The sequence below is a fragment of the Pseudomonas juntendi genome (assembly GCF_021560075.1).
In the GTDB taxonomy this organism is placed as follows: domain Bacteria; phylum Pseudomonadota; class Gammaproteobacteria; order Pseudomonadales; family Pseudomonadaceae; genus Aquipseudomonas; species Aquipseudomonas juntendi.
This window is the reverse complement of record NZ_CP091088.1, coordinates 317,968-343,949: the sequence shown is the minus strand read 5'-3', so window position 1 is coordinate 343,949 and position 25,982 is coordinate 317,968. Positions and strand designations below refer to the sequence as shown.

Annotated in this window: 21 protein-coding genes and 2 pseudogenes; 5 read left to right on the top strand and 18 right to left on the bottom strand. The window is 62.7% G+C overall.

The window, feature by feature from the left end:
• Positions 1–135 precede the first annotated feature (135 nt).
• Positions 136–357, top strand: a complete 222-nt coding sequence (locus L1P09_RS01510) for a hypothetical protein (protein WP_192441479.1) — start codon at positions 136–138, stop codon at positions 355–357.
• A 171-nt stretch (positions 358–528) separates the two neighbouring features.
• Positions 529–753 carry a hypothetical protein gene (locus L1P09_RS01505; RefSeq protein WP_082414565.1) on the top strand — a complete coding sequence of 75 codons (225 nt, stop codon included), beginning with the start codon at positions 529–531 and terminating at the stop codon, positions 751–753.
• 27 nt (positions 754–780) lie between these two features.
• Here L1P09_RS01505 and fdhA read toward each other — a convergent pair whose 3' ends face one another.
• The 7 genes from fdhA to L1P09_RS01470 form a co-directional block, all read right to left on the bottom strand.
• Entirely contained in the window at positions 781–1,980 is a 1,200-nt protein-coding gene (gene fdhA, locus L1P09_RS01500) for a formaldehyde dehydrogenase, glutathione-independent (protein WP_009683378.1), read from the bottom strand.
• A 400-nt stretch (positions 1,981–2,380) separates the two neighbouring features.
• On the bottom strand, positions 2,381–3,238 hold the full coding sequence (gene purU, locus L1P09_RS01495) for a formyltetrahydrofolate deformylase (protein WP_009683377.1): 858 nt from the start codon (positions 3,236–3,238) through the stop codon (positions 2,381–2,383).
• A 12-nt stretch (positions 3,239–3,250) separates the two neighbouring features.
• Positions 3,251–3,883, bottom strand: coding sequence for a sarcosine oxidase subunit gamma (locus L1P09_RS01490; RefSeq protein ID WP_009683376.1), 633 nt, complete (start codon positions 3,881–3,883; stop codon positions 3,251–3,253).
• A 179-nt stretch (positions 3,884–4,062) separates the two neighbouring features.
• Complete coding sequence (locus L1P09_RS01485) at positions 4,063–7,077, bottom strand: sarcosine oxidase subunit alpha (protein ID WP_047150218.1); 3,015 nt, start codon at positions 7,075–7,077, stop codon at positions 4,063–4,065.
• Entirely contained in the window at positions 7,074–7,409 is a 336-nt protein-coding gene (locus tag L1P09_RS01480) for a sarcosine oxidase subunit delta (protein ID WP_009683373.1), read from the bottom strand. The genes L1P09_RS01485 and L1P09_RS01480 overlap by 4 nt, the downstream gene beginning before the upstream one ends.
• A gap of 14 nt (positions 7,410–7,423) precedes the next feature.
• Complete coding sequence (locus tag L1P09_RS01475) at positions 7,424–8,674, bottom strand: sarcosine oxidase subunit beta family protein (RefSeq protein WP_003255680.1); 1,251 nt, start codon at positions 8,672–8,674, stop codon at positions 7,424–7,426.
• A 15-nt stretch (positions 8,675–8,689) separates the two neighbouring features.
• Positions 8,690–9,943, bottom strand: a complete 1,254-nt coding sequence (locus tag L1P09_RS01470) for a serine hydroxymethyltransferase (RefSeq protein ID WP_009683372.1) — start codon at positions 9,941–9,943, stop codon at positions 8,690–8,692.
• Positions 9,944–10,284: 341 nt separating this feature from the next.
• Between L1P09_RS01470 and L1P09_RS01465 the strand changes: the two genes are divergently transcribed.
• On the top strand, positions 10,285–11,325 hold the full coding sequence (locus tag L1P09_RS01465) for a threonine aldolase family protein (RefSeq protein WP_054906170.1): 1,041 nt from the start codon (positions 10,285–10,287) through the stop codon (positions 11,323–11,325).
• A gap of 106 nt (positions 11,326–11,431) precedes the next feature.
• Here L1P09_RS01465 and L1P09_RS26270 read toward each other — a convergent pair whose 3' ends face one another.
• The 4 genes and pseudogenes from L1P09_RS26270 to L1P09_RS01450 all read right to left on the bottom strand — a co-directional run bounded on the left by L1P09_RS26270 (position 11,432) and on the right by L1P09_RS01450 (position 14,101).
• Positions 11,432–12,160 carry a methyl-accepting chemotaxis protein gene (locus tag L1P09_RS26270; RefSeq protein WP_390898617.1) on the bottom strand — a complete coding sequence of 243 codons (729 nt, stop codon included), beginning with the start codon at positions 12,158–12,160 and terminating at the stop codon, positions 11,432–11,434.
• 135 nt (positions 12,161–12,295) lie between these two features.
• Positions 12,296–13,324 (bottom strand): annotated as a pseudogene (locus L1P09_RS26265) (HAMP domain-containing protein); the annotation flags it as partial.
• A gap of 247 nt (positions 13,325–13,571) precedes the next feature.
• The gene (locus L1P09_RS01455) at positions 13,572–13,874 is read right to left on the bottom strand and encodes a cell division protein ZapA (protein WP_029886391.1); all 303 of its coding nucleotides are present in this window, start codon (positions 13,872–13,874) and stop codon (positions 13,572–13,574) included.
• On the bottom strand, positions 13,871–14,101 hold the full coding sequence (locus L1P09_RS01450) for a hypothetical protein (RefSeq protein WP_009683367.1): 231 nt from the start codon (positions 14,099–14,101) through the stop codon (positions 13,871–13,873). Before L1P09_RS01450 ends, L1P09_RS01455 begins: the two co-directional genes overlap by 4 nt.
• A 279-nt stretch (positions 14,102–14,380) precedes the next feature.
• Here L1P09_RS01450 and L1P09_RS01445 point away from each other — a divergent pair.
• A pseudogene (locus L1P09_RS01445) lies at positions 14,381–14,860 on the top strand (MCP four helix bundle domain-containing protein); the annotation flags it as partial.
• Positions 14,861–14,976: 116 nt separating this feature from the next.
• Here the strand turns inward: L1P09_RS01445 and gbcB are convergent.
• Positions 14,977–16,077 (bottom strand): glycine-betaine demethylase subunit GbcB, encoded by a 1,101-nt coding sequence (gbcB, locus tag L1P09_RS01440; protein ID WP_009682911.1) that lies wholly within the window; start codon positions 16,075–16,077, stop codon positions 14,977–14,979.
• 295 nt (positions 16,078–16,372) lie between these two features.
• Between gbcB and gbcA the strand changes: the two genes are divergently transcribed.
• Positions 16,373–17,665, top strand: a complete 1,293-nt coding sequence (gene gbcA / locus L1P09_RS01435) for a glycine-betaine demethylase subunit GbcA (RefSeq protein ID WP_009682910.1) — start codon at positions 16,373–16,375, stop codon at positions 17,663–17,665.
• A 79-nt stretch (positions 17,666–17,744) separates the two neighbouring features.
• Here the strand turns inward: gbcA and L1P09_RS01430 are convergent, their stop codons facing one another.
• The 6 genes from L1P09_RS01430 to L1P09_RS01405 form a co-directional block, all read right to left on the bottom strand.
• Positions 17,745–18,581: an RHS repeat-associated core domain-containing protein gene (locus L1P09_RS01430; RefSeq protein ID WP_235768346.1), complete on the bottom strand. Its 837-nt coding sequence runs from the start codon at positions 18,579–18,581 to the stop codon at positions 17,745–17,747.
• A 571-nt stretch (positions 18,582–19,152) separates the two neighbouring features.
• Entirely contained in the window at positions 19,153–19,923 is a 771-nt protein-coding gene (etfB, locus tag L1P09_RS01425) for an electron transfer flavoprotein subunit beta (protein ID WP_054912227.1), read from the bottom strand.
• 10 nt (positions 19,924–19,933) lie between these two features.
• On the bottom strand, positions 19,934–21,166 hold the full coding sequence (gene etfA / locus L1P09_RS01420) for an electron transfer flavoprotein subunit alpha (protein ID WP_029886396.1): 1,233 nt from the start codon (positions 21,164–21,166) through the stop codon (positions 19,934–19,936).
• Positions 21,166–23,118 carry a dimethylglycine demethylation protein DgcB gene (gene dgcB, locus L1P09_RS01415; protein ID WP_009682905.1) on the bottom strand — a complete coding sequence of 651 codons (1,953 nt, stop codon included), beginning with the start codon at positions 23,116–23,118 and terminating at the stop codon, positions 21,166–21,168. Before dgcB ends, etfA begins: the two co-directional genes overlap by 1 nt.
• A gap of 205 nt (positions 23,119–23,323) precedes the next feature.
• Positions 23,324–25,384, bottom strand: coding sequence for a dimethylglycine demethylation protein DgcA (dgcA, locus tag L1P09_RS01410; RefSeq protein WP_019096852.1), 2,061 nt, complete (start codon positions 25,382–25,384; stop codon positions 23,324–23,326).
• Between the two features lie 15 nt (positions 25,385–25,399).
• A complete protein-coding gene (locus L1P09_RS01405) occupies positions 25,400–25,930 on the bottom strand; it encodes a DUF5943 domain-containing protein (RefSeq protein ID WP_029886397.1) in 531 nt (176 codons plus the stop codon).
• Positions 25,931–25,982: the final 52 nt, after the last annotated feature.

Here is a 25,982-nt window from a genome sequence, read left to right as displayed (position 1 = left end):
GCGGTCGCTGCGAAATCAGCGACCGGCTTTGACAGGCCGCCTTGGTATGAATCACATGGCTTCGCTGTTATGGCAGCTGTGCATGGGGCACTTTGTGTGCGCCGGGTTTTGGTTCACCTACCGGTCTGTCAACCCATGTACCGCTGCCACCAATTGTCTGAAGACACACTCATCCAGGCCGCGGAGTACGCCCTGTGCGCGCAAACGGTCGCGCAGCAGGCGGTGCTGCTGCAGCCCAAGTCGCCATGCTCGGTACTGATCATGGCGACGATGCATGAACTAGAGGCGTTGCGAGCACTGCTTGAGGCAGCCTTGATCCAGGTCCAGTTGCCTTCTGAGCCGCGGACGTTGCATTAAGGGCTTCAAGCCTTGCGTTGCCTGAGCTGGCCTCTTCGCGGCTAAAGCCGCTCCCACAGGTTTCGTGTGAGGCTGTAAAACTAGTATTTCTGCCAGTATCAAAATCCCTGCCGCTGTTCACAATGGGTTTCAAGCGACCTCCATTCATCCAGCACGGTAGGGACTTGAACAATGAGCAAAGCATCAAACAGTACGCTGTTCTTCTACCAGGGCGACAAGCTTGTCACAGTGAAAGAAGGCGCTCACCATCGCGCAATCTTACGTAATGCGGAACAACCGCTGGCAGAGCTGAGTACAGACGACACCAAAGCCGGCGGCCCGCTGGCAACCGATCAGATGGGCTCGGTGCTTGCCGTGCAAGGCTCAGCCAGTCACCCAAGAAAAAGCCCCTCGTGATGAGGGGCTCTTCACTACATCACGGTATCACGCCGCGCCCCACATCTTGTGCGGGTCGATCACAAACTTCTTCGGCACCCCGGCATCAAACTCGCCGTACCCTTCCGGCGCCTGGTCCAGGTTGATCACCTGCACGCCCACCACTTCGGCAATGTTGATGCGGTCCCACATGATCGCCTGCATCAGCTGGCGATTGTACTTCATGGTCGGGGTCTGGCCGGTGTGGAAGCTGTGCGACTTGGCCCAGCCCAGGCCGAAGCGGATGCTCAGCGCGCCGATCTTGGCGGCAGCGTCCACCGCGCCCGGGTCTTCGGTCACGTACAGGCCCGGGATACCGATGTTGCCGGCTACGCGGGTAACCTGCATCAGCGAGTTCAGCACGGTGGCCGGGGCTTCGTGCTTGGCACCTTCATGGCCATGGCCGCGGGCCTCGAAGCCAACGGCGTCAACGGCGCAGTCCACTTCCGGCTCGCCGAGGATATCGACGATCTGCTCGTGCAGCGGGGTGTCCTTGGACAGGTCGACCACCTCAAAGCCCTGCGACTTGGCGTGAGCCAGGCGGGCCGGGTTGAGGTCGCCGACGATGACGCAAGCGGCGCCCAGCAGGCGCGCCGAGGCAGCGGCGGCCAGGCCGACCGGGCCGGCGCCAGCGACATACACGGTGCTGCCTGGGCCTACGCCGGCAGTGACGGCGCCGTGGTAGCCGGTTGGCAGGATGTCGGACAGGCAAGTCAGGTCACGGATCTTCTCCATGGCCTTGTCGCGCTCGGGCAGTTTCAGCAGGTTGAAGTCGGCATAGGGCACCAGCACGTATTCGGCTTGGCCGCCGGTCCAGTCGCCCATGTCGACGTAGCCGTAGGCACCGCCGGCGCGGGCCGGGTTGACGGTCAGGCACACACCGGTGTGCATCTCTTTGCACGAGCGGCAACGGCCGCAGGCAACGTTGAACGGTACCGAAACCAGGTCGCCGATCTGCATGCGCTCGACGTCGCTGCCTTTTTCGACGATTTCACCGGTGATTTCATGGCCCAGAACCAGGCCGACCTGGGCAGTGGTGCGGCCGCGGACCATGTGCTGGTCGGAGCCGCAGATGTTGGTGGAGACCACCTTCAGGATCACGCCATGCTCGATTTTCTTGCCGCGTGGGTCCTGCATTTTCGGGTAGTCGATCTTCTGCACCTCGACCTTGCCGGCGCCGAGATATACCACTCCACGATTGCCAGACATGCTCTTACCTCGCTTGATTTTTATTTATGCAGCGGTGGTTGAACGCGCCGCCATCCTTGGGCGGCATGTGTTTCTGGATGAGGGGAATTGTGGGCCGGATGGGGCCGGGTGCACTGACTGGGAGCGACAGGGAGATGCCATTTAGCGGCAGGTTTGTCGTTGGAAGGTATGGGGGCAAACAGAGGTGCTGGCCTGTACCGGCCTCTTCGCGGCTGAAGGCGCTCCTACAGGTAAAGCACAGCCTTCGAGGCCTGTGATATCCCTGTGGGAGCGGGCTTGCCGGCGATCACCGGCGTAGCCGGTGCCATACACCGCGTCGCCTGCTTCGCGGGCTTGCCCGCTCCCACAGGTAGTGCGCTGGCTTTGAGTTCACGCAATACCTGTAGACCGGTACAGGTTATTACAGAACCACAGTCCGGTTGGCGTTGAGGAACACCCGCCGCTCGATGTGATACCCCACCGCCCGCGCCAGGGTCAGGCATTCGATGTCGCGGCCCTTGGCGATCAGGTCTTCCGGGTAATGGCTGTGGTCCACCACCTCGACGCCCTGGGCAATGATCGGCCCTTCGTCGAGGTCGTTGTTGATGTAGTGCGCCGTGGCACCGACCATCTTCACGCCCTTGTTGTAGGCCTGGTGATAAGGCTTGGCGCCCTTGAAACCCGGCAACAACGAGTGGTGGATGTTGATCGCCCAGCCGTCCAGGCGCCGGCACAGCTCAGGCGACAGCACTTGCATGTAGCGCGCAAGAATCACCAGCTCGGCGCCGGTTTCCTCGATGACCTGCAACACCTTGCGCTCTTGCCCAGGCTTGTCCTTGGGGTCGAGGGCAAAGTGGTAGTACGGGATCTTGTGCCAATGCGCCAAGGGTTCGAGGTCGGGGTGGTTGGACACCACCGCGACCACGTCCATGCCCAGTTGGCCAATGCGCTGGCGATACAGCAGGTCGTTCAGGCAGTGGTCGGCCTTGGACACCATGATCACCACTTTGGGGCGGTGATTCGGGGCGGTCAGCTCGAACACCATGCCGAACGCTTCGCCGCGCTCGGCAAGGCCGGCGCGAAAGCCGGCTTCATCGAAATCGTCCGGCTGGCGAAACTCCACGCGAATGAAGAAACGCCCCGACTGCCGGTCGTCGAACGAGTGGTGCTCCGTCACGTAGCAGCGCTGCTCGAAGAGGTAACGCGTCACCACGTCGACGGTGCCGAGCATGCTCGGGCAGTCGGCGGTGAGAATCCAGGTATCCGGTGCCCGACTCATGTTCTGCGCTCCTTAAGCCTCGATGCTCAGGCCGTACTCGGCCGAAGCGTCCTGCAGCCACAGCCACCAGTAGTCGGCGAAGCTGCGGCGAATCACCAGTTCCCAGGTGTCTTCGGCAGTACGGCGGATCACCAGTTGCGACTTGGCGAACACGGTACCGACGGCCTTGCCCACCGGGAAGTTGTTCGGGTGAACATCATAGCTGGTGGACTTCATCAGCACTTCACGTACATGGGGGCCGCGCAGTTCCAGCAGGCTTTGCCCGCCGCTCACATTGACCACCTGGATGTGCTGGCCTTCGAGGGCTGCACGCAGCTTTTGCTCGACCGCCAGTTCCTGGCCGCCAGGCACGATCAGCAGCCACTCATCGGGGCCGACCCATTGCAGCGACGTGTCGCCGTTGGCCACCACGGTCAGGGCTACAGGCAACTCCAGGCCCAGGGCCTTGTGTACACCCGCGGCGAATTCCGGGTCATGGCCATCGCCGCGCAGGGTCAGGTGGCCGAGAAACTTCTTTTCGCGCAGGGTTACGCCTGCGTTCTTGCGGCCTTTGCCAACCAGGCTGGCCAGGTCGGCGTGGTGCAGTGGCGACTGGGCTTTGGCCTCGGCGCCGGGGTTTTGCTGGAAGACGTTGATAGCGCTCATTTCTTACCTGCCTTGAATTCTGGTTCGTCGATGCGACGCAGCGTTTGTGTTGGGGCTACCGGCCCTGTCGCCGGCAAGCCAGCTCCCACAGGGAACTCACCAACCTTCAAAGCTGCATCGATCCTGTGGGAGCTGGCTTGCCGGCGATTGGGCCTGGCCTGCCCCCACAGGGCCCGGAGTCAAACGTTCTGCCGCTCACCCTTCGGATCGAAGAACACCGAAGACACGATTTCCGCCTCGATCACGCTGCCATCCGCCTGCGGCGAGTAGACGCGCTCGCCCATGCGCTTGAGGCCGCCTTTGACTACGCCCATGGCGAACGAGTAGCCCAGCGAGTTGGACGCATAGCTGGAAGTCACGTGGCCAACCATGTCCATCGGGATCGGCTGCTTGGGATCGAATACCAGCTGGGCGCCTTCGGGCAGCCACTTGGTCGGGTCGATCGGCTTCAGGCCAACCAGCTGCTTGCGGTTTTCACGCACGCAGTCTTCGCGGTTCATGCCACGCAGGCCGATCCACGAGAACGGCTTGTTGCGGCCCACGCACCAGCTCATGTTCAGGTCGTCCGGGTTCATCGAGCCGTCGGTGTCCTGACCGACGATGATGAAGCCCTTCTCGGCGCGCAGAACGTGCATGGTCTCGGTGCCATACGGGGTCAGGTTGTACTTCTTGCCCGCCTCGATGATCTGTTCCAGCACGCCCATGGCGTAGTTGGCCTGCACGTTCACTTCGTACGACAGCTCGCCGGTGAACGAAATACGGAACACCCGGGCCGGTACACCGCCTACGTTGCCTTCCTTCCAGGTCATGAACGGGAAGGCTTCCTTGTCCATGTCGATGTCGGTCAGCTCGCTGAGCAGCTTGCGGCTGTTGGGGCCGGACAGGGTCATGGTGGCCCAGTGGTCGGTGACCGAAGTGAAGTACACCTTCAGCTCTGGCCATTCGGTCTGGTGGTACAGCTCCATCCACTGCAGCACGCGTGCAGCGCCGCCGGTGGTGGTGGTCATGATGAAGTGGTTGTCGCCGACGCAGGCGGTTACGCCATCGTCGAAGACCATGCCGTCTTCCTTGCACATCAGGCCGTAGCGCGCCTTGCCCACGTCGAGCTTGGTCCAGGCGTTGGTGTAGATGCGGTTGAGGAACTCACGGGCATCCGGGCCCTGGATGTCGATCTTGCCCAGGGTGGAGGCGTCCAGCAGGCCCACGCTGTCACGCACGGCCTTGCATTCGCGGGCCACGGCAGCATGGATATCTTCACCAGCCTTGGGGAAGTACCAAGGGCGCTTCCACTGGCCGACGTCTTCGAACTCGGCGCCGTTCTTCACGTGCCAGGCATGCAGGGCGGTGAAGCGTACGGGCTCGAACAGGTGACCACAGTGGCGGCCCGCTACCGCGCCGAAGGTGACCGGCGTGTAGTTGGGGCGGAACATGGTGGTACCCATTTCCGGAATGGTAATGCCGATGGAACGGGCGGCAATGGCCAGGCCGTTGATGTTGCCCAGCTTGCCCTGGTCGGTACCAAAGCCCAGCGCGGTGTAGCGTTTGACATGCTCGACCGACTCGAAACCTTCACGGGTGGCCAGTTCGATACCGGCGGCGGTCACGTCGTTCTGCTGGTCGACGAACTGCTTCGGCCCTTTGGTGCCCTTGTCGTGCGGTACCAGGAACAGAGCAACGGTGGCCTCTTCCTTGCGCGCAACGGTTTTCGGCAGGGTGCCAACGGTGGCCTTGAAACCAGCTTCGGTGGCCGCGCGAACGCCGCCTTCGAAACCATCGGCAATCACATCGCCCAAGGCGTAGACACCGTTGATGCCACCCACGCATTCGCGTTTTTGCGGCGCATCGCCCGGTACGAAACCGAGGATGTCGTCACGCCATACCGGGCGACCGCCCAGGTGCGATGCCAGGTGAACGATCGGGCTGTAACCGCCCGACGAAGCGATCAGGTCGCACTCGAGGGTTTCGCCAGGGCTGGTGACCTTGTGCGCCTGCACATCGATCGCCGCCACACGGGCGCCGGTCACGTGCTTGCTGCCCTTGGCCTCGATCACGGCACTGGAGGTAAGGATGCGGATGCCTTTGGCACGCGCTTCTTCAACCAGCGAACCACGCGGGTTGTGGCGGGCATCGGCAATGGCGACCACTTGCAGGCCGGCATCGTGCCAGTCCAGCGCCGCGCGGTAGGCGTGGTCGTTGTTGGTCGACAGCACCAGCTTGCGGCCCGGGGCCACGCCGTAGCGGCGTACGTAGGTGGACACGGCACCGGCCAGCATGTTGCCCGGCACGTCGTTGTTGCCGTACACCAGGGGGCGCTCGTGGGCGCCGGCAGCCAGTACCACGCGCTTGGCGCGCACACGGTGCACGCGGTGGCGTACCTGGCCGATCGGGGCGCGGTCGCCCAGGTGGTCGGTGAGGCGCTCGTGAATGGTCAGGAAGTTATGGTCGTGGTAGCCGTTGACCGTGGCACGTGGCAGCAGAGTCACTTCCGGCAGGCCTTCCAGCTCTTTGACCACGGCGCTGACCCATTCGGCGGCAGGCTTGCCGTCCAGGGTTTCGCGGGTATCGAGCAGGCTGCCGCCGAACTCTTCCTGTTCGTCGGCCAGGATCACCCGGGCACCGCTGCGCGCGGCGGCCAGTGCTGCTGCCAGGCCAGCAGGGCCGGCACCGACGATCAGCACGTCGCAGTGCTGGTTCATGTAGTCGTAGCTGTCGGGGTCGTTCTGCAGCGGTGCACGGCCCAGGCCGGCTGCCTTGCGGATGTACTTCTCGTAAGTCATCCAGAACGATTTGGGGTACATGAAGGTTTTGTAGTAGAAGCCCGGCGGCATCATGCTGCCGCCGACCTTGCCCAGGATGCCCATGACGTCGTTGTTGACGTTCGGCCAGCCGTTGGTGCTGGTGGCGACCAGGCCTGCATACAGCGCCTGCTGGGTGGCACGCACGTTGGGGATCTGGGTGGCTTCGCTGGAGCCGATCTGCAGGATGGCGTTCGGCTCTTCGGTACCGGCGGCGATGATGCCGCGGGGGCGCGAGTACTTGAAGCTGCGGCCAACGATGTCCACGCCGTTGGCCAGCAACGCGGCGGCCAGGCTGTCACCGGCATAACCCTGGTAGGTCTTGCCGTTGAAGGTGAAGTTCAGGACCTTGCTGCGGTCGATACGGCCGCCGCTGGCGAGGCGATAGGTCTGGCTCATACTTTTTCCCCTTGGCCTTTGACGGCGGACGGTGCGCTGGCGGCTTTACCGTTGGCGGTCACTTGCGGCTTTTCGCCAATCTTGTAGGTTTCCAGAATTTCGTAGGTCACGGTGTCGCGGGTGACGTTGAAGTACTGGCGGCAGCCGGCAACGTGGTCCCACAGTTCGTGGTGAATACCGCGTGGGTTGTCACGGTAGAACATGTAGGTACCCCACTCCTCGTCGGAGCAGGCAGCCGGGTCCAGCGGGCGGGCGATGTGCGCCTGGCCAGAGGCGTGGAACTCTTCTTCGGAGCGCAGCTCGCCGCAGTGGGGACAGAAAATATGCAACATGACGGTGTCTCCGGTTAGTGGGCGACGGCGGCGGCGCCGTGTTCGTCGATCAGTGCGCCGTTGTAGAAGCGGTCCATGGAGAACGGCGCAGCCAGTGGGTGCATTTCGCCCTTGGCCAGGCTCGCGGCAAAGACGTTGCCCGAACCCGGGGTCGCCTTGAAGCCGCCAGTACCCCAACCGCAGTTGAAGAACATGTTCTTGACCGGGGTCTTGGTGATGATCGGGCAGGCGTCCGGCGAGGTATCGACGATGCCGCCCCACTGGCGGTTCATGCGAACGCGCGACAGGTTGGGGAACATTTCGACGATGGCTTGCAGGGTATGCTCGATCACCGGGTACGAACCGCGTTGGCCGTAACCGACCCAGCCGTCGATACCGGCACCGATCACCAGGTCGCCCTTGTCGGACTGGCTGATGTAGCCGTGTACAGCGTTGGACATGATCACGCTGTCGATGATTGGCTTGATCGGCTCGGATACCAGGGCTTGCAGCGGGTGCGATTCGAGCGGCAGGCGGAAGCCGGCCAGCTTGGCCATGTGCCCCGAGTTACCGGCGGTGACCACGCCAACGCGCTTGGCGCCGATGAAGCCCTTGTTGGTTTCCACGCCGATGACGGCACCGTTTTCCTTGCGGAAACCGATCACCTCGGTCTGCTGGATCAGGTCCACACCCAGGGCGTCGGCGGCACGGGCAAAGCCCCAGGCCACGGCGTCGTGACGGGCCACGCCGCCGCGGCGCTGCACGGTGGCGCCAAGGATTGGGTAGCGGGTGTTCTTCGAGCAGTCCAGGTAGGGGATTTCGGCCGCGACCTGGGCGGTGTTCAGCAGCTCGCCATCCACGCCGTTCAGGCGGTTGGCCGATACGCGACGCTCGGAGTCACGCATGTCCTGCAGGGTGTGGCACAGGTTGTACACGCCGCGCTGGGAGAACATGACGTTGTAGTTGAGGTCCTGGGACAGGCCCTCCCACAGCTTCATGGCGTGCTCGTACAGGTGGGCCGACTCGTCCCACAGGTAGTTGGAGCGCACGATGGTGGTGTTACGCGCAGTGTTGCCACCGCCCAGGTAGCCTTTTTCGATCACGGCCACGTTGGTGATGCCGTGTTCCTTGGCCAGGTAGTAGGCCGTGGCCAGGCCATGGCCGCCACCGCCAACGATCACCACGTCGTAGACCTTTTTAGGGGTCGGCGTGCGCCACATGCGCTGCCAGTTCTCGTGGTGGCTGAGGGAGTGTTTGAAAAGGCCGAAGCCCGAATAGCGTTGCATTGTCGTTTACTCCACTCAGCGGTAAACAGGGAAATCAGCGCACAGCGCCGCGACGTTCTTCGCCACATCGGCTTCCACGTCTGCGTCACCGAGGTTGTCGAGGATGTCGCAGATCCAGCCGGCCAGGGCCACGCACTGGGTGACCTTGAAGCCGCGGGTGGTGACGGCCGGGGTGCCGATGCGCAGGCCCGAGGTCACGAACGGCGATTGCGGGTCGTTCGGCACGGCGTTCTTGTTGACGGTAATGTGCGCGCGGCCCAGGGCTGCGTCGGCATCCTTGCCGGTGAGGCCCTGACGAATCAGGCTGACCAGGAACAGGTGGTTGTCGGTACCGCCGGACACCACGTCATAGCCACGGTCGATGAACACCTGGGCCATGGCCTGGGCGTTTTCGATCACTTGTTGCTGGTAGGCCTTGAAGCCAGGTTCCAGGGCTTCCTTGAAGCACACGGCCTTGGCGGCAATCACGTGCATCAGCGGGCCGCCTTGGGCGCCCGGGAAGACCGCGGCGTTGAGCTTCTTCTCGATCTCTTCGTTGGCCTTGGCCAGGATCAGGCCACCACGCGGGCCACGCAGGGTCTTGTGGGTGGTGGTGGTGACCACATCGGCGAACGGGATCGGGTTCGGGTACAGGCCAGCGGCGACCAGGCCTGCCACGTGGGCCATGTCGACGAACAGCAGTGCACCCACTTTGTCGGCGATGGCGCGGAAGCGCGGGAAGTCCAGGGTCTTGGAGTAGGCCGAGAAACCGGCAACGATCATTTTCGGCTTGTGCTCGACGGCCAGGCGCTCGACTTCGTCGTAGTCGATCAGGCCAGTATTGGTGTCGATGCCGTATTGCACAGCGTTGTACAGTTTGCCCGAGGACGACACTTTGGCGCCGTGGGTCAGGTGGCCGCCGTGGGCCAGGCTCATGCCGAGGATGGTGTCACCAGCCTGCAGCAGCGCCAGGTAGACAGCGCCGTTGGCCGACGAGCCGGAGTGCGGCTGAACGTTGGCGTAATCGGCGCCGAACAGTTGCTTGGCGCGCTCGATGGCCAGGGCCTCTACCTTGTCGACGTGCTCGCAGCCGCCGTAATAGCGCTTGCCTGGGTAGCCTTCGGCGTATTTGTTGGTCAGGCCGCTGCCTTGGGCCTGCATCACGCGCTTGGAGGTGTAGTTTTCCGAGGCGATCAGCTCGATGTGGTCTTCCTGGCGCTGCTCTTCGGCATTCATCGCCGCCAGCAGTGCATCATCGTAACCCTGGATCTGGTCTTGCTTGCTGAACATCGTGTATCTCCCGGCAGCGATCGTTTTTTGTCGTGGGGCACTGCGGCCCTTTGTGGCGATGTTATGACTGGGCGGGGTAGGTCAGATGCCTGCGCACGCCTTGCAATGGCGCGTTTACGACATTCGTTTTTTGCCGTTGCTGCCGGCCCGTTCGCGGGCATGCCCGCTGCCACAGGTATGGCGGTGTTCTGAGGGCTTGAGGTAGCGCTTTGGGAGCGGGCTTGCCCGCGAAGCGGCCAGCACAGGCAACCCAGCAACCGACTGTTGCACAGCTTGTATAGGCAACCGCCGAATCGATGGTTTAGAGTGCTGATCTGCGTCGTTCACAGGACAGTAGTGTCATGACAGACAAGAGCCAACAATTCGCCAGCGACAACTATTCCGGCATCTGCCCCGAAGCCTGGGCGGCGATGGAGAAGGCCAACCACGGCCACGACCGCGCCTATGGCGACGACCAATGGACCGAGCGCGCGGCCGAGTACTTCCGCAAGCTGTTCGAAACCGATTGCGAAGTGTTTTTCGCCTTCAATGGCACTGCCGCCAACTCCCTGGCCCTGGCCTCGTTGTGCCAGAGCTACCACAGCGTGATCTGCTCCGAGACCGCCCACGTCGAAACCGACGAATGCGGCGCACCCGAGTTCTTTTCCAACGGTTCCAAGCTGCTGACCGCAGCCAGCGTGCACGGCAAGCTGACGCCGGCGTCCATCCGCGAAGTGGCGCTCAAGCGCCAGGACATCCATTACCCCAAGCCCCGCGTGGTCACCATCACCCAGGCCACCGAGGTCGGCACGGTCTACCGCCCCGACGAACTCAAGGCCATCAGCGCCACCTGCAAGGAACTGGGCCTTAACCTGCACATGGACGGCGCGCGCTTCACCAATGCCTGCGCGTTCCTGGGCTGTAGCCCGGCGGAGCTGACCTGGAAGGCCGGCGTCGACGTGCTGTGCTTTGGCGGCACCAAGAACGGGATGGCGGTGGGCGAGGCGATCCTGTTCTTCAACCGCCAGCTGGCCGAGGACTTCGGCTACCGCTGCAAGCAGGCGGGGCAACTGGCGTCGAAAATGCGCTTCCTGTCGGCGCCGTGGGTGGGGCTGCTGGAAGGTGGCGCCTGGCTGCGCCATGGCAGCCACGCCAACCAGTGCGCGCAGCTGCTGGCATCTTTGGTGAGTGATTTGCCGGGGGTCGAGCTGATGTTCCCGGTGGAGGCCAACGGGGTGTTCCTGCAGATGCCGGAGCACGCCATTGAAGCACTGCGCGGCAAAGGCTGGCGGTTCTATACCTTTATTGGCAGCGGCGGGGCGCGGTTCATGTGCTCGTGGGATACCGAGCAAGAGCGGGTGCGTGAGCTGGCGGCGGATATCCGCAGCATAATCACCGCCTGACAGATTGCATTCGCGGGCATGCCCGCTCCCACAGGGTTACCGCCGCCTTCGAGCGCTGTGCAGTACCTGTGTGAGCGGGCAAGCCCGCGAAGAAGCCAACACCAATCTAAAGTTTGAACCCACCCATCTGCCGCGCCAGGTCATCAGCCAAGCTACGCAACGCCTGACATTCCTCCCGGCACCCTTGCACCTCGGCCGCCGTCTCCCGCGCCAGATCGGAAATCCCCTGCACCGTGCGGTTGATTTCCTCGGTCACCGCCGACTGCTCTTCAGTCGCCGTAGCCACCTGGTGGTTCATGTCGCTGATGTGCTCCACCTGATCAGTAATCGCACCCAGCGACGCCCCTGTACGCTGGCTCGCTTCCACACCGGTGCCCGTCGCCTGTTGCCCTGCCTGCATCGAAGTCACTGCAGAACCTGCCCCTTGCTTGAGGCGCTGGATCATCTGCTGCACTTCATCGGTGGACAACTGCGTGCGCCGGGCCAGCGTCCGTACTTCATCGGCGACCACGGCAAACCCGCGGCCCATGTCCCCTGCCCGCGCAGCTTCGATGGCAGCATTCAGCGCCAACAGGTTGGTCTGCTCGGAAATACTGCGGATAACCGCCAATACTTCATCGATCGAGGCCACTTCATCGGCCAACTGGCTGACTGCATCGGCGGCCTTGCCAATGTCGCTCGACATGCCCTCGATGCCCCGGACCGACCGCTGCACCACCTCGCGCGCCTGCAATGCCTCATCCCGTGCCGCCTGCGACGCTTGAGCTGCCTGACCGGCGTTGCGCGCAATGTCCTGCACGGTCAGGCCCATCTCGTGCACGGCGGTGGCGACCATTGCGGTCATGTCTTGCTGGCGCCCAGAGCGCTCGGCGGTGTTGTCCACTACCTGCGTCACCTGCTCCACGGCCCGGTGCAGGCGCTCGGAAGTATTCAGTACCTCGCCGATCAGGTCGCGCTGGCTGCCCTGGAAGCGGTTGAAGCCACGGGCCAGGTCGCCCAGCTCATCCGGGCGTGAGTCATCCAGGCGCTGGCTGAGGTCGCCCGCACCGCTGCCAATCTGCACCAGCGCAGCGGTGACGCGCCGCAGCGGCCGCACCAGGCCGCGTGCCAGCAACACCACCAGCAGCAACGATACCAAGGCTACGGCGCCACCAATCAGGCTGGTCAGCCATACCGCCTGTTGCATGGGGGCGTAGATTTCCGCTTCCGGCACTTCGGCGACCAAGGTCCAGTTCAGGTCACGCAAAGGCAAGCCAAAGGCCAGGTATTGTTCGCCGTCACGCTCGAAGCGGCCGCTGCGCAGGCTGGCGCCGCCGCTCAGTACCGCCTTGGCGGCCTGGGCGCCAAGCTGCTCGCCGAGCTGGCGCTTGCCACTTAACGCTGCTTGCGGGTGCACCTGGACAAGGCCATCGTTGCGCACCAGAAATACCTTGCCATGCTCGCCGAAACTGAAGTCGTGGATCAGTTTCGACAGCTCGGTCATTTGCAGGCCCATACCGGCCACGCCGACCAACCGGCCGTTCTTTTCCACGCGGTAGTCGATGAACAGCGCCAGCTCGCCCGTAGAGCCGTCGACATCGATGTTGATGAACCGCTCGGCACCGCTGTCGACGTAGCCGTAGAACCAGCTGTCCTTGGGGTTGCTGCGGTCGAGGGTTCGGTCCAGGCCATTTTCGTTGTAGTAATGGCCGGTTTCGGTCGCCACGAACAGGGTGGTGAACGCCCGGTTGCGCTGCTTGGCTGCCGTGAGGTATTCGAGAAACTGCGGAACCTGGGCGGGGTCTTCACCGGCGGCAAGCCAGTCGCGCAGCAGGGTGTTGCCGGCAATGTCCGCCGCTGCCACCAGCGGCTGGCCCAGCATGTGTTCGATTTCGTTGCGAATGGCCTCGATGCTGGCCGGCAGGGCGGTGTCCACCAGGTAACGCTCGGTGAGGCGATTGAGCGCCACGGTGAAGATGATGACCACCACCAGGATGCTCGCCAGCAAGGCACCACCCATGCTGGTTATCAATTGCCACTGGATGCTCTTGCGCCAGAAACCCATGCCCTACCCCCCCGCAACATTATTGTTTTGCGAGAAGTGTATACACTTGAGTATTCAGTTAATCCAGTCGTTGGAGACAATGCACTGGAACTTGGGGCTGCTTTGCAGCCCATCGCGACACAAGGCCGCACCTACGGGGGTCGGGTCAACCTGTAGGTGCGGCCTTGTTTGGCGGAGGGGCGCGCAGCGCCCAAAAGACCGATCAGGACTCTGCGATTGTGCGGACGATGGCATCCACGGTCGCGTCGATCTGCGCCTGGGTGCGCGCCAGGGTTTGCTGGTGTTCTTTCTGCAACTCGACCTGCCTGGAGCAAAGGTTGAGGGCAGCCAGTACCAACAGCTTGTCACCGATCAATGTCGGGTACTGGCGCTTGGTTTCGTTAAGGGCAGTGTTGAGCATCCGTACCGCCTGGGCCAAGGTTTCTTCCTGGCCTTCGGGCGCCTTGATCGAATAGTCGATGCCGAGAATCGACACGACATTGATCGGCTGCTCTTGCAGTCTCATGCGCCGACAACGCCCGCACTGGCGCGCTCAACCAGGGCCTGGATGCGTGCGGCGGTGGCGCCATTCTTTTCTTCCTGCTCCATCAGCGACAGCTGCAGGGTTTCGTTTTCTTCCTTGGCCTGGGCCAGTTCTTGGCCAAGGGCGGTGTTCTGCTCGGCAAGTTGAGCGTTCTTCTGCATCAGGTCGCTGACCAGTTGCTCGATTTGATTCAGGGAAGCTTCCAGCATGGGTCTATCTCAGGTTGTTGCGAGGGGCGCACACGATAAAGAAAACTGCCGCCCATCGCCATTAAATATCGGATTCACAAGGTTGCTGACCCGCAGATTGACAGAGGAACCACCCCCTTGTTCCGACCTGGGTCAACCGCCGGTCAGGAAATGGTTAGCGCCCTCATAATTATTTCGCAGCCGCACTCAAGACTCGGCGGCCACGTCCAATAGCCCGGCAAGCCCCATTTCGTCGCACCTCCAGCACCCCTCCTCTTCCTTGCCTGGAACCCTTCTGCCATGTCTCTACGCAACATGAATATCGCCCCGCGCGCGCTACTTGGCTTCGCGTTGATTGGCCTGTTGATGCTCGGCCTCGGCATCTTTTTGCTGGTCCAAATGGGCAACATCCGCCAGGCAGGCGAGGTCATCGAGCAGGACAACGTACCGAGCATCAAGATTCTGGATGAGCTGAACCTGCGCATGCGCACGCTCTCGTACCGCCTGCTGGTCAACCGCGATGCCCAGACCCAGCGCGATACCCTGAACCTGCTCGACCAGCGCAATGCCCAGATGGACCGCGCCCGCGAGGCCTACGTGCCCATGATCCGCGCCGACGACGAACAGGCAGCCTTCGACCAGCTCAGCCAATACCGCCAACTTGAGTCGCGTATGCGCACCCTCAGCCAGGAGAACCACCTCGATGAACTGAGCGACATGCTGAACCGCGACCTGATGGCCAACTCCGAGCAGATGAACAAGGTCATGGACACCCTGCTACCTGGGGCCGCTTTGCGGCCCATCGCGACACAAGGCCGCTCCTACAAGGGACCGCGATCGCCTGTGGGAGCGGCCTTGTGTCGCGATGGGCTGCGCAGCAGCCCCCCGATTTCGGATCAGTAATCGATCCGCACATCCCCTTTCGGCACGCTGCAGCACGACAGGATGTAGCCTTCGGCTTCGTCCTCTTCGGTGATGCCGCCGTTGTGCTCCATTTCCACTTCGCCACCCAGCTTGAGCACCTTGCACGTACCGCAAATGCCCATGCCGCAGGCTTTCGGGATCATCAGGCCAACCTTGGCTGCCGCGGCATGCACGGTCTCGCCCGGGGCAATGCGAATGCTCTTCTCGCTGCCGATGAACTCCACCAGGTTGAGGTCGGAGACGTCCAGCTCTGGGGCATCGGCCGCCTGCTCGGCGTGTTCCACGGCGTCGGCCTTGGCCTCCGGCGGCGTGGCGCCGAACGATTCCTCGTGGTAATTGGCCATGTCGAAGCCGACCGCTTCCAGCAGGCGCTTGACCGCATTCATGTACGGCGTCGGGCCGCAGCAGAACACCACGCGCTCCATGTAGTCCGGCGCGATCAGCTCCATCAGCCGCTGGTTCAGGTAACCGCGGTAACCCGCCCACGGCTCACCCAGGCCGTGCTTTTCGCAAATGATGTGCAGGCTGAAGTTGGGGATGCGCGAAGCCATCTGCTCCAGCTCGCGGTGGTAGATGATGTCCTTCGGCGAGCGGGCGCTGTGCACGAACACCATGTCGACATTGGCGTTGGTGTCGTAGAACCAGCGCGCCATCGACATCACCGGGGTAATGCCCACCCCGCCCGACAGGTACAGCACCTTGCCCGAAGGGAAGTCGATGGCATTGAACAGGCCCACAGGGCCGTGCACCGGCACCTCGAGGCCTTCGTGCATGGTGTCGTGCAAGAAGTTCGAGACCAGCCCGCCCGGCACGCGCTTGACGGTGATCGAGAAGCTGTACGGCACCGATGGCGAACTGGAGATGGTATAGGAACGCATCACCGGCTTGCCTTCGATCTCCAGCTCCAGGGTGACGAACTGCCCTGGCTTGAAGAAGAACATGATTGGCTGGTCGGCCATGAAGCAGAAGGTGCGCACGTCCCAGGTCTCCTGGATGACCTTGACGCAGCGCACGATGTGGCGGCCATTGGCCCAGGTCTGGGTAGTGACCGGATTGAGGAAGGTATCGGACATGTTCATCTCCAGCGGCCGACTATGGCCCTTTTTATGGCTGCGATAATGCGCAAGCTGAACACGACGCACATTCCTGCCTGCGACATCGACGTGCTTATCGCGACCAGGCCCGTGGCACAAGGCCTGGCGCGTCGTTATTCAATTCGGCCATGTCGCCCATGGATACGGTTCACGACGTCTTCGGACGCACACTCCACGGCAAAACAACATGCTGTTTTTTCAACGACAGCCTTGCGGCACCACCACAACGATTAGCCACCTTTTGCCGGCCGCGCACGGCCCCGAGGAATACACGATGGACGTCACCGCAACCCTGAGCCTGGGCGATCCACTTGAACCTGCACGCAAGGCTACCGCCGAGATGCTGCAGACCCGCGAGCGCACCTACTCGCTGCCCCAGCCGTTCTACACCGACGAGCGTCTGTTCCAGATCGACATGCAGGAAATCTTCCATAAGGAATGGTTGATTGCCGGCATGACCTGCGAGATCCCGGCCAAGGGCAACTACATCACCCTGCAGATCGGCAAGAACCCGATCATCGTGGTGCGCGGTGCCGAAGGCAAGGTGCATGCCTTCCACAACGTCTGCCGCCACCGCGGCTCACGCCTGTGCGTCAGCGAAAAAGGCAAGGTGGCCAAGCTGGTGTGCCCATACCACCAGTGGACCTACGAGCTGGACGGCCGCTTGCTGTTCGCCGGCACCGAGATGGGTGCCGACTTCGACATGAACCAGTATGGCCTCAAGCCCGTGAACGTGAAGGTCGCTGGCGGCTACATCTTCATCAGCCTGGCGCAGAACCCGCCAGCCATCGACGAGTTCCTGGCCACCCTGGACCACTACATGGAACCGTACGACATGGAAAACACCAAGGTGGCGGTGCAGACCACCTTGATGGAAAAGGCCAACTGGAAGCTGGTACTGGAAAACAACCGCGAGTGCTACCACTGCAACGGTTCGCACCCGGAGCTGCTGCAAACCCTGCTGGAATGGGACGACACCAACGACCCGCGCGCCAGCCAGGAATTCAAGGACCACGTGGCCGCCTCTGCCGCCGCCTGGGAAGCCGAGAAGATCCCTTACCTGCACAAGAGCCATGGCCTGCGTAACCGTATCGTGCGCATGCCGCTGCTCAAGGGCACCGTGTCGATGACCATGGACGGCAAGCAGGCCTGCCAGAAACTGATGGGCCGCATCAAGAACCCGGACCTGGGCTCGATGCGCATCCTGCACCTGCCGCACTCGTGGAACCACTGCATGGGCGACCACATGATCGTGTTCACCGTATGGCCGATCAGTGCCCAGGAAACCATGGTCACCACCAAGTGGCTGGTGCACAAGGACGCTGTGGAAGGTGTGGACTACAACCCGGAAAACATGCGCAAGGTGTGGGACGCCACCAACGACCAGGACCGTCGACTGGCCGAAGAGAACCAGCGCGGGATCAACTCCACCGCGTACCAGCCAGGGCCGTACTCGAAGACTTACGAGTTTGGCGTGGTCAACTTCATCGACTGGTACAGCCAGCGGGTGTTGAACAACCTGGGAGCGGAGCCGGCGCCGTACCTGAAGGAAGTGCAGGCGCAGTAAGAATAACCCGCCACCTGACAACGCTCTGCCTGCTTTGGGCGGAGCGCGTCAGGCTTGCCCAAATCACTGTAAATCACTGCTATTCAGGGACGTCATAGGGGCCCGTCCTCCAAGACCTTATGCTGGCCGCAGCTGCTGCAACCCCTCGCCCTACATAAGTAAATGCGCGGCCTACGCTAGATAGCATCTCATCCAACATCGTGACATCCATGACCGTCTCCAGAGCTACTCCTGGGATTTCCCTCGGGTATTGCCACAGGTACTTGACCAGGTCACTGGCTGACACATAGTTGCCAAAGTATCCGCCGCTCAGATTAGTGCCTGCATTGAACAAGCCCAGTACATCCGTTGCCGTCTGAGAGGCCGGGCTCAGACCAGAGATCGCAGCGTACAGCTGCGCTGCAGTACCAGTGCCCCCTGTAAAGAGGAATTGCTGGTTTGCAACCCTGCTGAAATGGGGCAACTCGCTATGAGTAGCGCCACTCTCCATCCCCCGATTGGTAGCTGCTTCCCGAAAAGCGGCTCTGCGCTTCACTACATTTTGACCAGTACGTGCCAACGCCCCACCCAAGGTGGCACCGCTTGACAGGAAGGCGATGGTTCTTAGCACAACGCTCCAGAATGCGCCGCTTGGGTCATGGCGGTTTACCGGATCTGCCCCACAGTACACATACCCATTGATACCTCCCTTGGAAACGGGGCTGAGTGAGTCGCAAGTCGTGAAGCGCATCAGGGTCGGGCTATAGAAACGATGGCCATTGCCCAACGGGTAGCTGCCCGTGAATGGATCGCGACGCTGGCCACCAAAAGCCAGGACGGGTGCTGGGCTGGTTTTCCGGAAGCCGTAGGGTGAATAAGCGTGCAGACTTGGCAACACCGAGCGCTGTAGATCTGTCGTCAATAAATAAGTTGCCATAGGTTATCCACAGGTATGAGCTGGCAGGAATACCGTAGCGGTCACAGGAAGGTTTGCCTACTGGCATAAATGTCAGGGGAAATGGCTGATCATTTTTTGGTCAAATCCACCAAGGCGCCATGACTGTAGGGCTACAGAAGACTCCGTACACCTTACCCACAGAAACACCAACAGAGTTTGTGGGCAAAACGCGAAAGCGCGGCGATTGGGTTGTGGATAAGCGATTCAAGACCTTGATAATCATGAATCAGAAGGCCACCGATTCAATTTGATTATTTTTTGATCAATTCTTCTCAAGCCACGACCTGCGCGGGTTTCAGATAGTACCGAACAGATTATCCACAGAGCAGCTAACAGTGATTGTGGGCAAAACCCTAAAGAGCCAGGCTCATCCATGACTTATAAGCCGAGTCAGCGCTGATCAAGCCTGCGCGATTCATTGCAGGAGCGGTCTTATGTCGCGATGGGCTGCGCAGCAGCCCCTGGATTTCGAGCCTGACTCAAGATTGCCGGGGCTGCTGCGCAGCCCATCGCGACGCAAGGCCGCTCCTACAAGGGATCGCGTGAAGCCTTAACGCAGCACGCCCTCTTCCACCAGCAGCTTGAGGATGGCCTCGGCGCCTTCCTGTGGAGAAACGTCCTTCAATACCTTGCCGCCCCCCCCACTGGCCTTGGCCGTCGCTGCCTTCATGCGGTCGGCACCGCTCTTGGCCTTGATCACCTTCAACCGCTTGGGGCGTGGCCGGGCCGGTTGCAGCTCTGCCTCGGCCAGCAGTTCGTCTTCGACGATGGCCACGTTACGTGCCGCCAATACGCCCCGGCGTGCCGGGCCAAAGGCACTCTGGCGCGGCTTGGGTGCGGCGTTATCCACAGTCGCCAGCAACGGCAGGCGCACCTTCAAGCGACGCCGCTGGCCACGTGGCAGAGCCTGCAGGACCTGGGCGGTGCCGTTGTCGATCGACTCCACCTCGGCCAGCCCTACAATCAACGGCCAACCCAGCTTCTCCGCCAGCAGGAACGGCAACATGCCCGACCCCTCGCCCGTCTCTGCCTGGCTGCCGGTCAGTACCAGTTGCGCCCCGGCATCGCGCAGGTAATCCCCCAGCACGCCCAGCACATCGGCACCGGCCGGTTGCTCCAGCACGTCCAGGTGCTCAAGGCCCATGCCCAGGTAGGCGCGCAGCGCTTCTTCACGAGGGTCGCCGGCATGCACCACCTGCAAGTTATCCCCAGCCAGCTGCAAGCCCAGTTCCACGGCGCGGGCATCCTGTTCGGCGCGGCGGGCCCGGCCGGAGCTGGGGTGGGCACCGATGGAAACCAGGCTGATCACTTTCGTACTCATGCTCGTGCCCTTATGCCGCGTCGCGCTGGCCGCCGCTGCGGTAGTTGTCCACAGCTTCGATCAACGCCTTGAGAATCGCCGAGCTGTCGCCAATTACCGACAGGTCAGCCCGTTTGATCATGTCGCAGCCCGGGTCCATGTTGATCGCCACCACCTTGTCGCAGGCACCGATGCCCTGCAGGTGCTGGATCGCGCCCGAGATACCCACAGCCACGTAAACCCGTGCAGTGACCCAGGTGCCGGTGGCACCCACCTGACGGTTACGCGGCATGAAGCCATCGTCCACCGCCACCCGCGAGGCGCCTTCGGTCGCGCCGAGGGCGGCTGTGGCCTTGTGGTACAGGTCCCAGTCCTTGACGCCGTTGCCGCCCGAGACGATGAATTCGGCTTCGGCCATGGCGATGGTGGCCGGGTCTACAGCTACCGAGCCAAGGTCCTCGATGCGCGACAGGCTGCGCGCGATGCTTGTGGACAACTCCACCGGCAACGCTTCATGGCGGGTTTCGCTGACCGGCTCGGCACACTCGGCCGCCGCCAGGATCAGCCGTGGCACGGCGCGTTGCAGGTCTTGCTGGCCGGCACCGGCCCGGCCAATGCACTGGCCGTCCTTGACCTGCCAGACCCGCGTCGCCGGGCGTTCGCCCAGGGACGCACCCAGCCGCCGGCCCAGTTCGCCGCCACCGCTGCGGCTGTCGGGCAGCAGCCAGTGGCGCGGGGTGAACTGGTTATCCACAGCGCGCAGGCCCTGCACCAGTTGCTCCGGCGCATAACCTGCGAATTCCTCGCCTTCGAGCACCAGCAGGCGATCGACACCGGCTGTGGAAAAGTTGCTTTCCTTGTGTTCGCCAAACACCACTGCCAGCACGGCGCCGTCGCTGCCGGCCAGGCTATGGGCCAACCCGAGCAGGTCGCGGTCATGGCTGCTCAGGCGGCCGCCGACCATGTCTGGCACCACGGCAATGTAGAACGCCGGCTCAGGCACCTGGTGCAGCGGCAACTTGACCTCGGCCGCCGCGGTGCGTCGGCCGCCCACAGCCGTGCCCTGCTGGGCGCCACTGCGGTCGATACGCTTGAGGCCGGCCGGGCCCACAAAGCCTGCGGCGAGCGCATGTGGGTTCTTGCGGATGATGCCGTTGGGGCCCATCCAGCTGGTCTGTTGCGTCTGCATCGCAGCATGCAGCGGATGCAGACGGTTACGGGCGATCCACTCGGCGCGTGGGTCGCGGCGGACAATGTCGCTCATCAGTGCACCTCCGCAGGTTCACGTTTGGCCGCTTGCGGCTTGGCGGCGGCAGGCGCGTCTTCTTCGATCAACACATCAGCCACCAGCTCGGCCAGGTCCTTGATCTGTGGGCGCGGTTCGACCACGCCTTCGAGCATGGCAGTGCACTGTGGGCAACCCACGGCTACCAGCTCAGCCTTGGTTTCGCGGATGTCGTCCATGCGCATGTCCGGAATACGCTGCTTGCCGGGGATGTCGGTGATCGGCGCACCGCCGCCACCGCCACAGCACCGGGAACGGAAGCCCGAGCGCTCCATTTCGCGCACTTCGATACCCAGCGCCTTGAGCACCGCACGCGGGGCTTCGTACTCGCCGTTGTAACGGCCCAGGTAGCACGGGTCGTGGTAGGTGACACTGCCACCCTTGTGCTGGCCCAAGTTCAGCTTGTTGGCGGCGATCAGCTCGGCAATGTAGGTGCTGTGGTGCTGCACCTGGTAGTCGCCGCCCAATGCACCGTATTCGTTCTTCAACACATGGAAGCTGTGCGGGTCGCAGGTGACGATACGCTGGAACTTGTACTTGGCCAGGGTCTGGATATTGCGCTTGGCCAGTTGCTGGAAGGTCGCTTCGTCGCCCAGGCGGCGCGCCACGTCGCCGCTGTCGCGTTCTTCCAGGCCAAGCACGGCAAAGTCGACACCCGAGGCCTTGAGCACTTTGACGAACGAGCGCAAGGTGCGCTGGTTGCGCATGTCGAATGCGCCATCGCCCACCCAGAACAGCACCTCGGTGGTTTTCACCTCCGACAGCAGTTGCAGGTTGAGGTCGGCGGCCCAGTTCATACGCCCGCCAGGCGCGAAACCGCCAGGGTTGTCGGTGGCGATCAGGTTGTCCAGCACCTCGGCGCCCTTGTTCGGCGTGGCACCCTTTTCCAGGGTGAGGTGGCGGCGCATGTCGACGATGGCATCGACGTGCTCGATCATCATCGGGCACTCTTCGACACAGGCACGGCAGGTGGTGCACGACCACAGCGTTTCAGCGTCGACCAGGCCATTGACGATCGGCTGGTGCGGGCTGCCGCCGTGCTCGCCAATCGGCTTGCCAGGATACGGGCTGCCGGCGAACTGGGCGTCGGTGCCACCGGCCAGGCCGATGACCATGTCCTGGATGAGTTTTTTCGGGTTCAACGGCTGGCCGGCGGCAAAGGCCGGGCACATGGCTTCACATTTGCCGCACTGCACGCAGGCATCGAAGCCAAGCAACTGGTTCCAGGTAAAGTCCACCGGTTTTTCCACGCCCAGCGGCGCGTTGGGGTCTTCCAGGTCCAGCGGCTTGAGGCCGGTGGAGCGGCCACCGCCAAAGCGTTCGGCGCGGCGGTGCCAGGCCAGGTGCAGGGCACCGGCGAAGGCGTGCTTCATCGGGCCGCCCCAGGTCATGCCGAAGAACAGCTCGGACACACCCCACAGCACGCCCAGCCCAAGGATGCCGACCATCACCCAGCCACCGGTGTTGGCCGGCAGGATGCCAGCAACCGGCAGGGTGGCGATGAAGAAACTCACGGCAAACGCCAGGAGGCTCTTGGGCAGGCGCATCCACGGGCCCTTGGACAGGCGCGAAGGCGGGTTGAGGCGGCGCTTGAAGACAAAGATGGCACCGCTGAACATGATTACCGTGGCGACCAGCAGCGCGTAACCAAGGATCTTGCTCTGCAGGCCAAAGCCGTGCACCAGGATCGCCAGCACGGCCGACAGCACGAAGCCGCCTGCGGTGGCCACGTGGGTCTTGGACATGTACTTGTCGCGCTCGACCACATGGTGCAGGTCCACCAGGTAGCGGCGCGGCATGGCCAGCAGGCCGCCGATCAGGTCAACCTTGGAGGCCCGGCCACGTCGCCACATACGCACCCGGCGCAAGGCGCCGAGCACTGCCAGGCCAAGGGCAGCGAACAGCAGGATGGGTAACAGGGTGTTCAACATGGGAGGCTCCCACAACAGCTGGATTCTTGCGCCACCTCAAGGGCGGCGCGGACCCCTGTAGGAGCGGCCTTGTGTCGCGAAAGGGCCCTGAAGCGGCCCCAGCATTCTCAGCGCTGATGAATTGCTGGGGCCGCTTCGCAGCCCTTTCGCGACACAAGGCCGCTCCTTCAGGGGGGCCAGTCCCGTCTCTAGGTAGACGGTGCGATCAGAAGTCCTTGCACAGGCGCAAGGCGTCGTAGATCGCCGCATGCACGTTGCGCTGGGCCACGCAGTCACCGATGCGGTACAGCAGGTAGCCTTCGCCCGGCTGGCTGAGGATCGGCTGTGGCTTGATGGCGAACAGCGCCTCCACGTCGATCTGGCCTTTGTTGCGCGAACCTTCCTTCAGCGCGTAATACAGCTGCTCGTCAGGGCGCACGCCGTTTTCCACCACCACCTGGTCAACCACGCGCTCTTCCTTGGCGCCGGTGTACTCGTTCTCCAGCACCGCCACCAGCTTGTCGCCTTCGCGGTAGACCTTTTCCAGCATCATGTCGCCGGTCATGATCACTTCTTTCGGGTACATGCTGCGGTAGTAGGTCGGGAAGGTAGTACCGCCCATGGCGACGCCCGGCTTGATATCGTCGGTGACGATCTCGACCTGGCTGCCCTTGTCGGCGATGAAGTCGGCCACCGACATGCCGGTGAACTCGCAGATGGTGTCGTACACCAGCACGTTCTTGCCCGGCGCAACCTTGCCGTCGAGTACGTCCCAGCTGCTGACCACCAGCCCTTCGGCGGCGCCCCAGTGTTCGTTCTGCTCAAGGAACGAGTGGCCACCTACCGCCAGCACGATCACGTCCGGGCGCAGGTCCTGGATCGTCGCCACGTCGGCGGCGGTGCCCAGGCGCAAGTCGACCTTCAGGCGCGCCAGTTCCAGCTGGTACCAGCGGGTGATACCGGCAATCTGGTCACGTTGCGGTGCCTTGGCGGCGATGGTGATCTGCCCGCCGATCTGGTCCTTCTTCTCGAACAGGGTCACATCGTGGCCACGCTCGGCGGCCACGCGGGCCGCTTCCATGCCCGCCGGGCCGGCACCTACCACCACCACCTTGCGCTTCACGCCAGTGGTCTTCTCGATGATGTGCGGCACGCCCATGTATTCACGGGAGGTGGCGGCGTTCTGGATGCACAGCACATCCAGGCCCTGGTACTGGCGGTCGATGCAATAGTTGGCACCGACGCACTGCTTGATCTGGTCGATCTGGCCCATCTTGATCTTGGCGATCAGGTGCGGGTCGGCCATGTGCGCACGGGTCATGCCGACCATGTCCACGTAGCCGCCTTCGAGAATGCGCGTGGCCTGGTTCGGGTCCTTGATGTTCTGTGCGTGCAGCACGGGTACCTTGACCACTTCCTTGATACCGGCCGCCAGGTGCAGGAACGGCTCTGGCGGGTAGCTCATGTTCGGGATGACGTTGGCCAGGGTGTTGTGGGTGTCGCAACCCGAGCCGACCACACCGATGAAGTCCAGCATGCCGGTCGCGTCGTAGTAGGCCGCGATCTGCTTCATGTCTTCGTGGCTGAGGCCATCGGGGTGGAACTCGTCGCCACAGATACGCATGCCCACGCAGAAATCGTCACCGACTTCGGCGCGCACAGCCTTCAGCACTTCCAGGCCGAACTTCATGCGGCCCTCGAACGTGCCGCCCCATTCGTCGGTACGCTTGTTGACCCGCGGGCTCCAGAACTGGTCGATCATGTGCTGGTGCACTGCCGACAGCTCGACACCGTCCAGGCCGCCCTCTTTGGCGCGACGCGCGGCCTGGGCGTAGTTGCCGATCACCCGCCAGATCTCTTCCACCTCGATGGTCTTGCAGGTGGCGCGGTGCACCGGTTCGCGAATACCCGAAGGCGACATCAGGGTCGGCCAGTTGAAGCCGTCCCAGCGCGAGCGGCGGCCCATGTGGGTAATCTGGATCATGATCTTGGCCCCATGCTTGTGCATGGCGTCGGCCAGGTTCTGGAAGTGCGGGATGATGCGGTCGGTGGAAAGGTTGACCGATGCCCACCATTCCTGGGGGCTGTCGATGGCCACCACCGACGAACCGCCGCAGATCGCCAGGCCGATACCGCCCTTGGCCTTTTCTTCGTAATACTTCACATAGCGGTCGGTCGTCATGCCGCCGTCAGTGGCGTAGACCTCGGCGTGCGCGGTGCTGAGCACGCGGTTGCGGATGGTCAGTTTGCCGATCTGGATCGGCTGGAACATTGCTTCGAATGCCATGACGCTATCTCCGGCTTACAACGGCTTTGTAACGAACAGGCCATCTTCGTGGCCTTCTTCCGACCCGCCATAGACCTGTTCGGCCACAGTGCGGATAGCGCTGCCGCGGGCAGCGAGAATCTGGTCCATGGCGCCGGCGAACCAGCCGGTGAACATGTAGTCGACCTTGCGGCCGCACTTGCCATAGACGTACACGAACGCCGAGTGCTTGAGCTTGACGCTGCAGGTGCCCTTATCCAGGTCGATGTCCTGGATCTCGAACAGGCCCCAGCCACGCTGGCTCAGGCGCTTCATGTAATGCTCGAACACCGCCACGCCTTCCAGGCCATGGCATTCGGCTTCTTTTTCACACCAGTGCCAGGCGGACTTGTAGCCGGCCTTGTAGAGAATCTCGGCGTACTTGTCGGCGCCCAGTACCTCTTCGATACCCATGTGGTTGTTGACGAAGAAATGGCGCGGCACGTACAGCATCGGCAGGGCGTCGCTGGTCCAGACACCGGTCTCGCTGTCGACTTCGATTGGCAATTGCGGGGCGATTTTGGCCATGGAAACTCAACTCCATAAAAATTTTTGTTTGGGTGCCCCGGCGTTGCTGGCA

Excerpts from the sequence above, each read along its gene's own strand:
- L1P09_RS01510 (WP_192441479.1), top strand. The coding sequence starts at position 136 with ATGTACCGCTGCCACCAATTGTCTGAAGACACACTCATCCAGGCCGCG.
- L1P09_RS01505 (WP_082414565.1), top strand. The coding sequence starts at position 529 with ATGAGCAAAGCATCAAACAGTACGCTGTTCTTCTACCAGGGCGACAAG.
- fdhA (WP_009683378.1), bottom strand. The coding sequence starts at position 1,980 with ATGTCTGGCAATCGTGGAGTGGTATATCTCGGCGCCGGCAAGGTCGAG.
- purU (WP_009683377.1), bottom strand. The coding sequence starts at position 3,238 with ATGAGTCGGGCACCGGATACCTGGATTCTCACCGCCGACTGCCCGAGC.
- L1P09_RS01490 (WP_009683376.1), bottom strand. The coding sequence starts at position 3,883 with ATGAGCGCTATCAACGTCTTCCAGCAAAACCCCGGCGCCGAGGCCAAA.
- L1P09_RS01485 (WP_047150218.1), bottom strand. The coding sequence starts at position 7,077 with ATGAGCCAGACCTATCGCCTCGCCAGCGGCGGCCGTATCGACCGCAGC.
- L1P09_RS01480 (WP_009683373.1), bottom strand. The coding sequence starts at position 7,409 with ATGTTGCATATTTTCTGTCCCCACTGCGGCGAGCTGCGCTCCGAAGAA.
- L1P09_RS01475 (WP_003255680.1), bottom strand. The coding sequence starts at position 8,674 with ATGCAACGCTATTCGGGCTTCGGCCTTTTCAAACACTCCCTCAGCCAC.
- L1P09_RS01470 (WP_009683372.1), bottom strand. The coding sequence starts at position 9,943 with ATGTTCAGCAAGCAAGACCAGATCCAGGGTTACGATGATGCACTGCTG.
- L1P09_RS01465 (WP_054906170.1), top strand. The coding sequence starts at position 10,285 with ATGACAGACAAGAGCCAACAATTCGCCAGCGACAACTATTCCGGCATC.
- L1P09_RS26270 (WP_390898617.1), bottom strand. The coding sequence starts at position 12,160 with ATGGTCGCCACCGCCGTGCACGAGATGGGCCTGACCGTGCAGGACATT.
- L1P09_RS01455 (WP_029886391.1), bottom strand. The coding sequence starts at position 13,874 with ATGAGACTGCAAGAGCAGCCGATCAATGTCGTGTCGATTCTCGGCATC.
- L1P09_RS01450 (WP_009683367.1), bottom strand. The coding sequence starts at position 14,101 with ATGCTGGAAGCTTCCCTGAATCAAATCGAGCAACTGGTCAGCGACCTG.
- gbcB (WP_009682911.1), bottom strand. The coding sequence starts at position 16,077 with ATGTCCGATACCTTCCTCAATCCGGTCACTACCCAGACCTGGGCCAAT.
- gbcA (WP_009682910.1), top strand. The coding sequence starts at position 16,373 with ATGGACGTCACCGCAACCCTGAGCCTGGGCGATCCACTTGAACCTGCA.
- L1P09_RS01430 (WP_235768346.1), bottom strand. The coding sequence starts at position 18,581 with ATGGCAACTTATTTATTGACGACAGATCTACAGCGCTCGGTGTTGCCA.
- etfB (WP_054912227.1), bottom strand. The coding sequence starts at position 19,923 with ATGAGTACGAAAGTGATCAGCCTGGTTTCCATCGGTGCCCACCCCAGC.
- etfA (WP_029886396.1), bottom strand. The coding sequence starts at position 21,166 with ATGAGCGACATTGTCCGCCGCGACCCACGCGCCGAGTGGATCGCCCGT.
- dgcB (WP_009682905.1), bottom strand. The coding sequence starts at position 23,118 with ATGTTGAACACCCTGTTACCCATCCTGCTGTTCGCTGCCCTTGGCCTG.
- dgcA (WP_019096852.1), bottom strand. The coding sequence starts at position 25,384 with ATGGCATTCGAAGCAATGTTCCAGCCGATCCAGATCGGCAAACTGACC.
- L1P09_RS01405 (WP_029886397.1), bottom strand. The coding sequence starts at position 25,930 with ATGGCCAAAATCGCCCCGCAATTGCCAATCGAAGTCGACAGCGAGACC.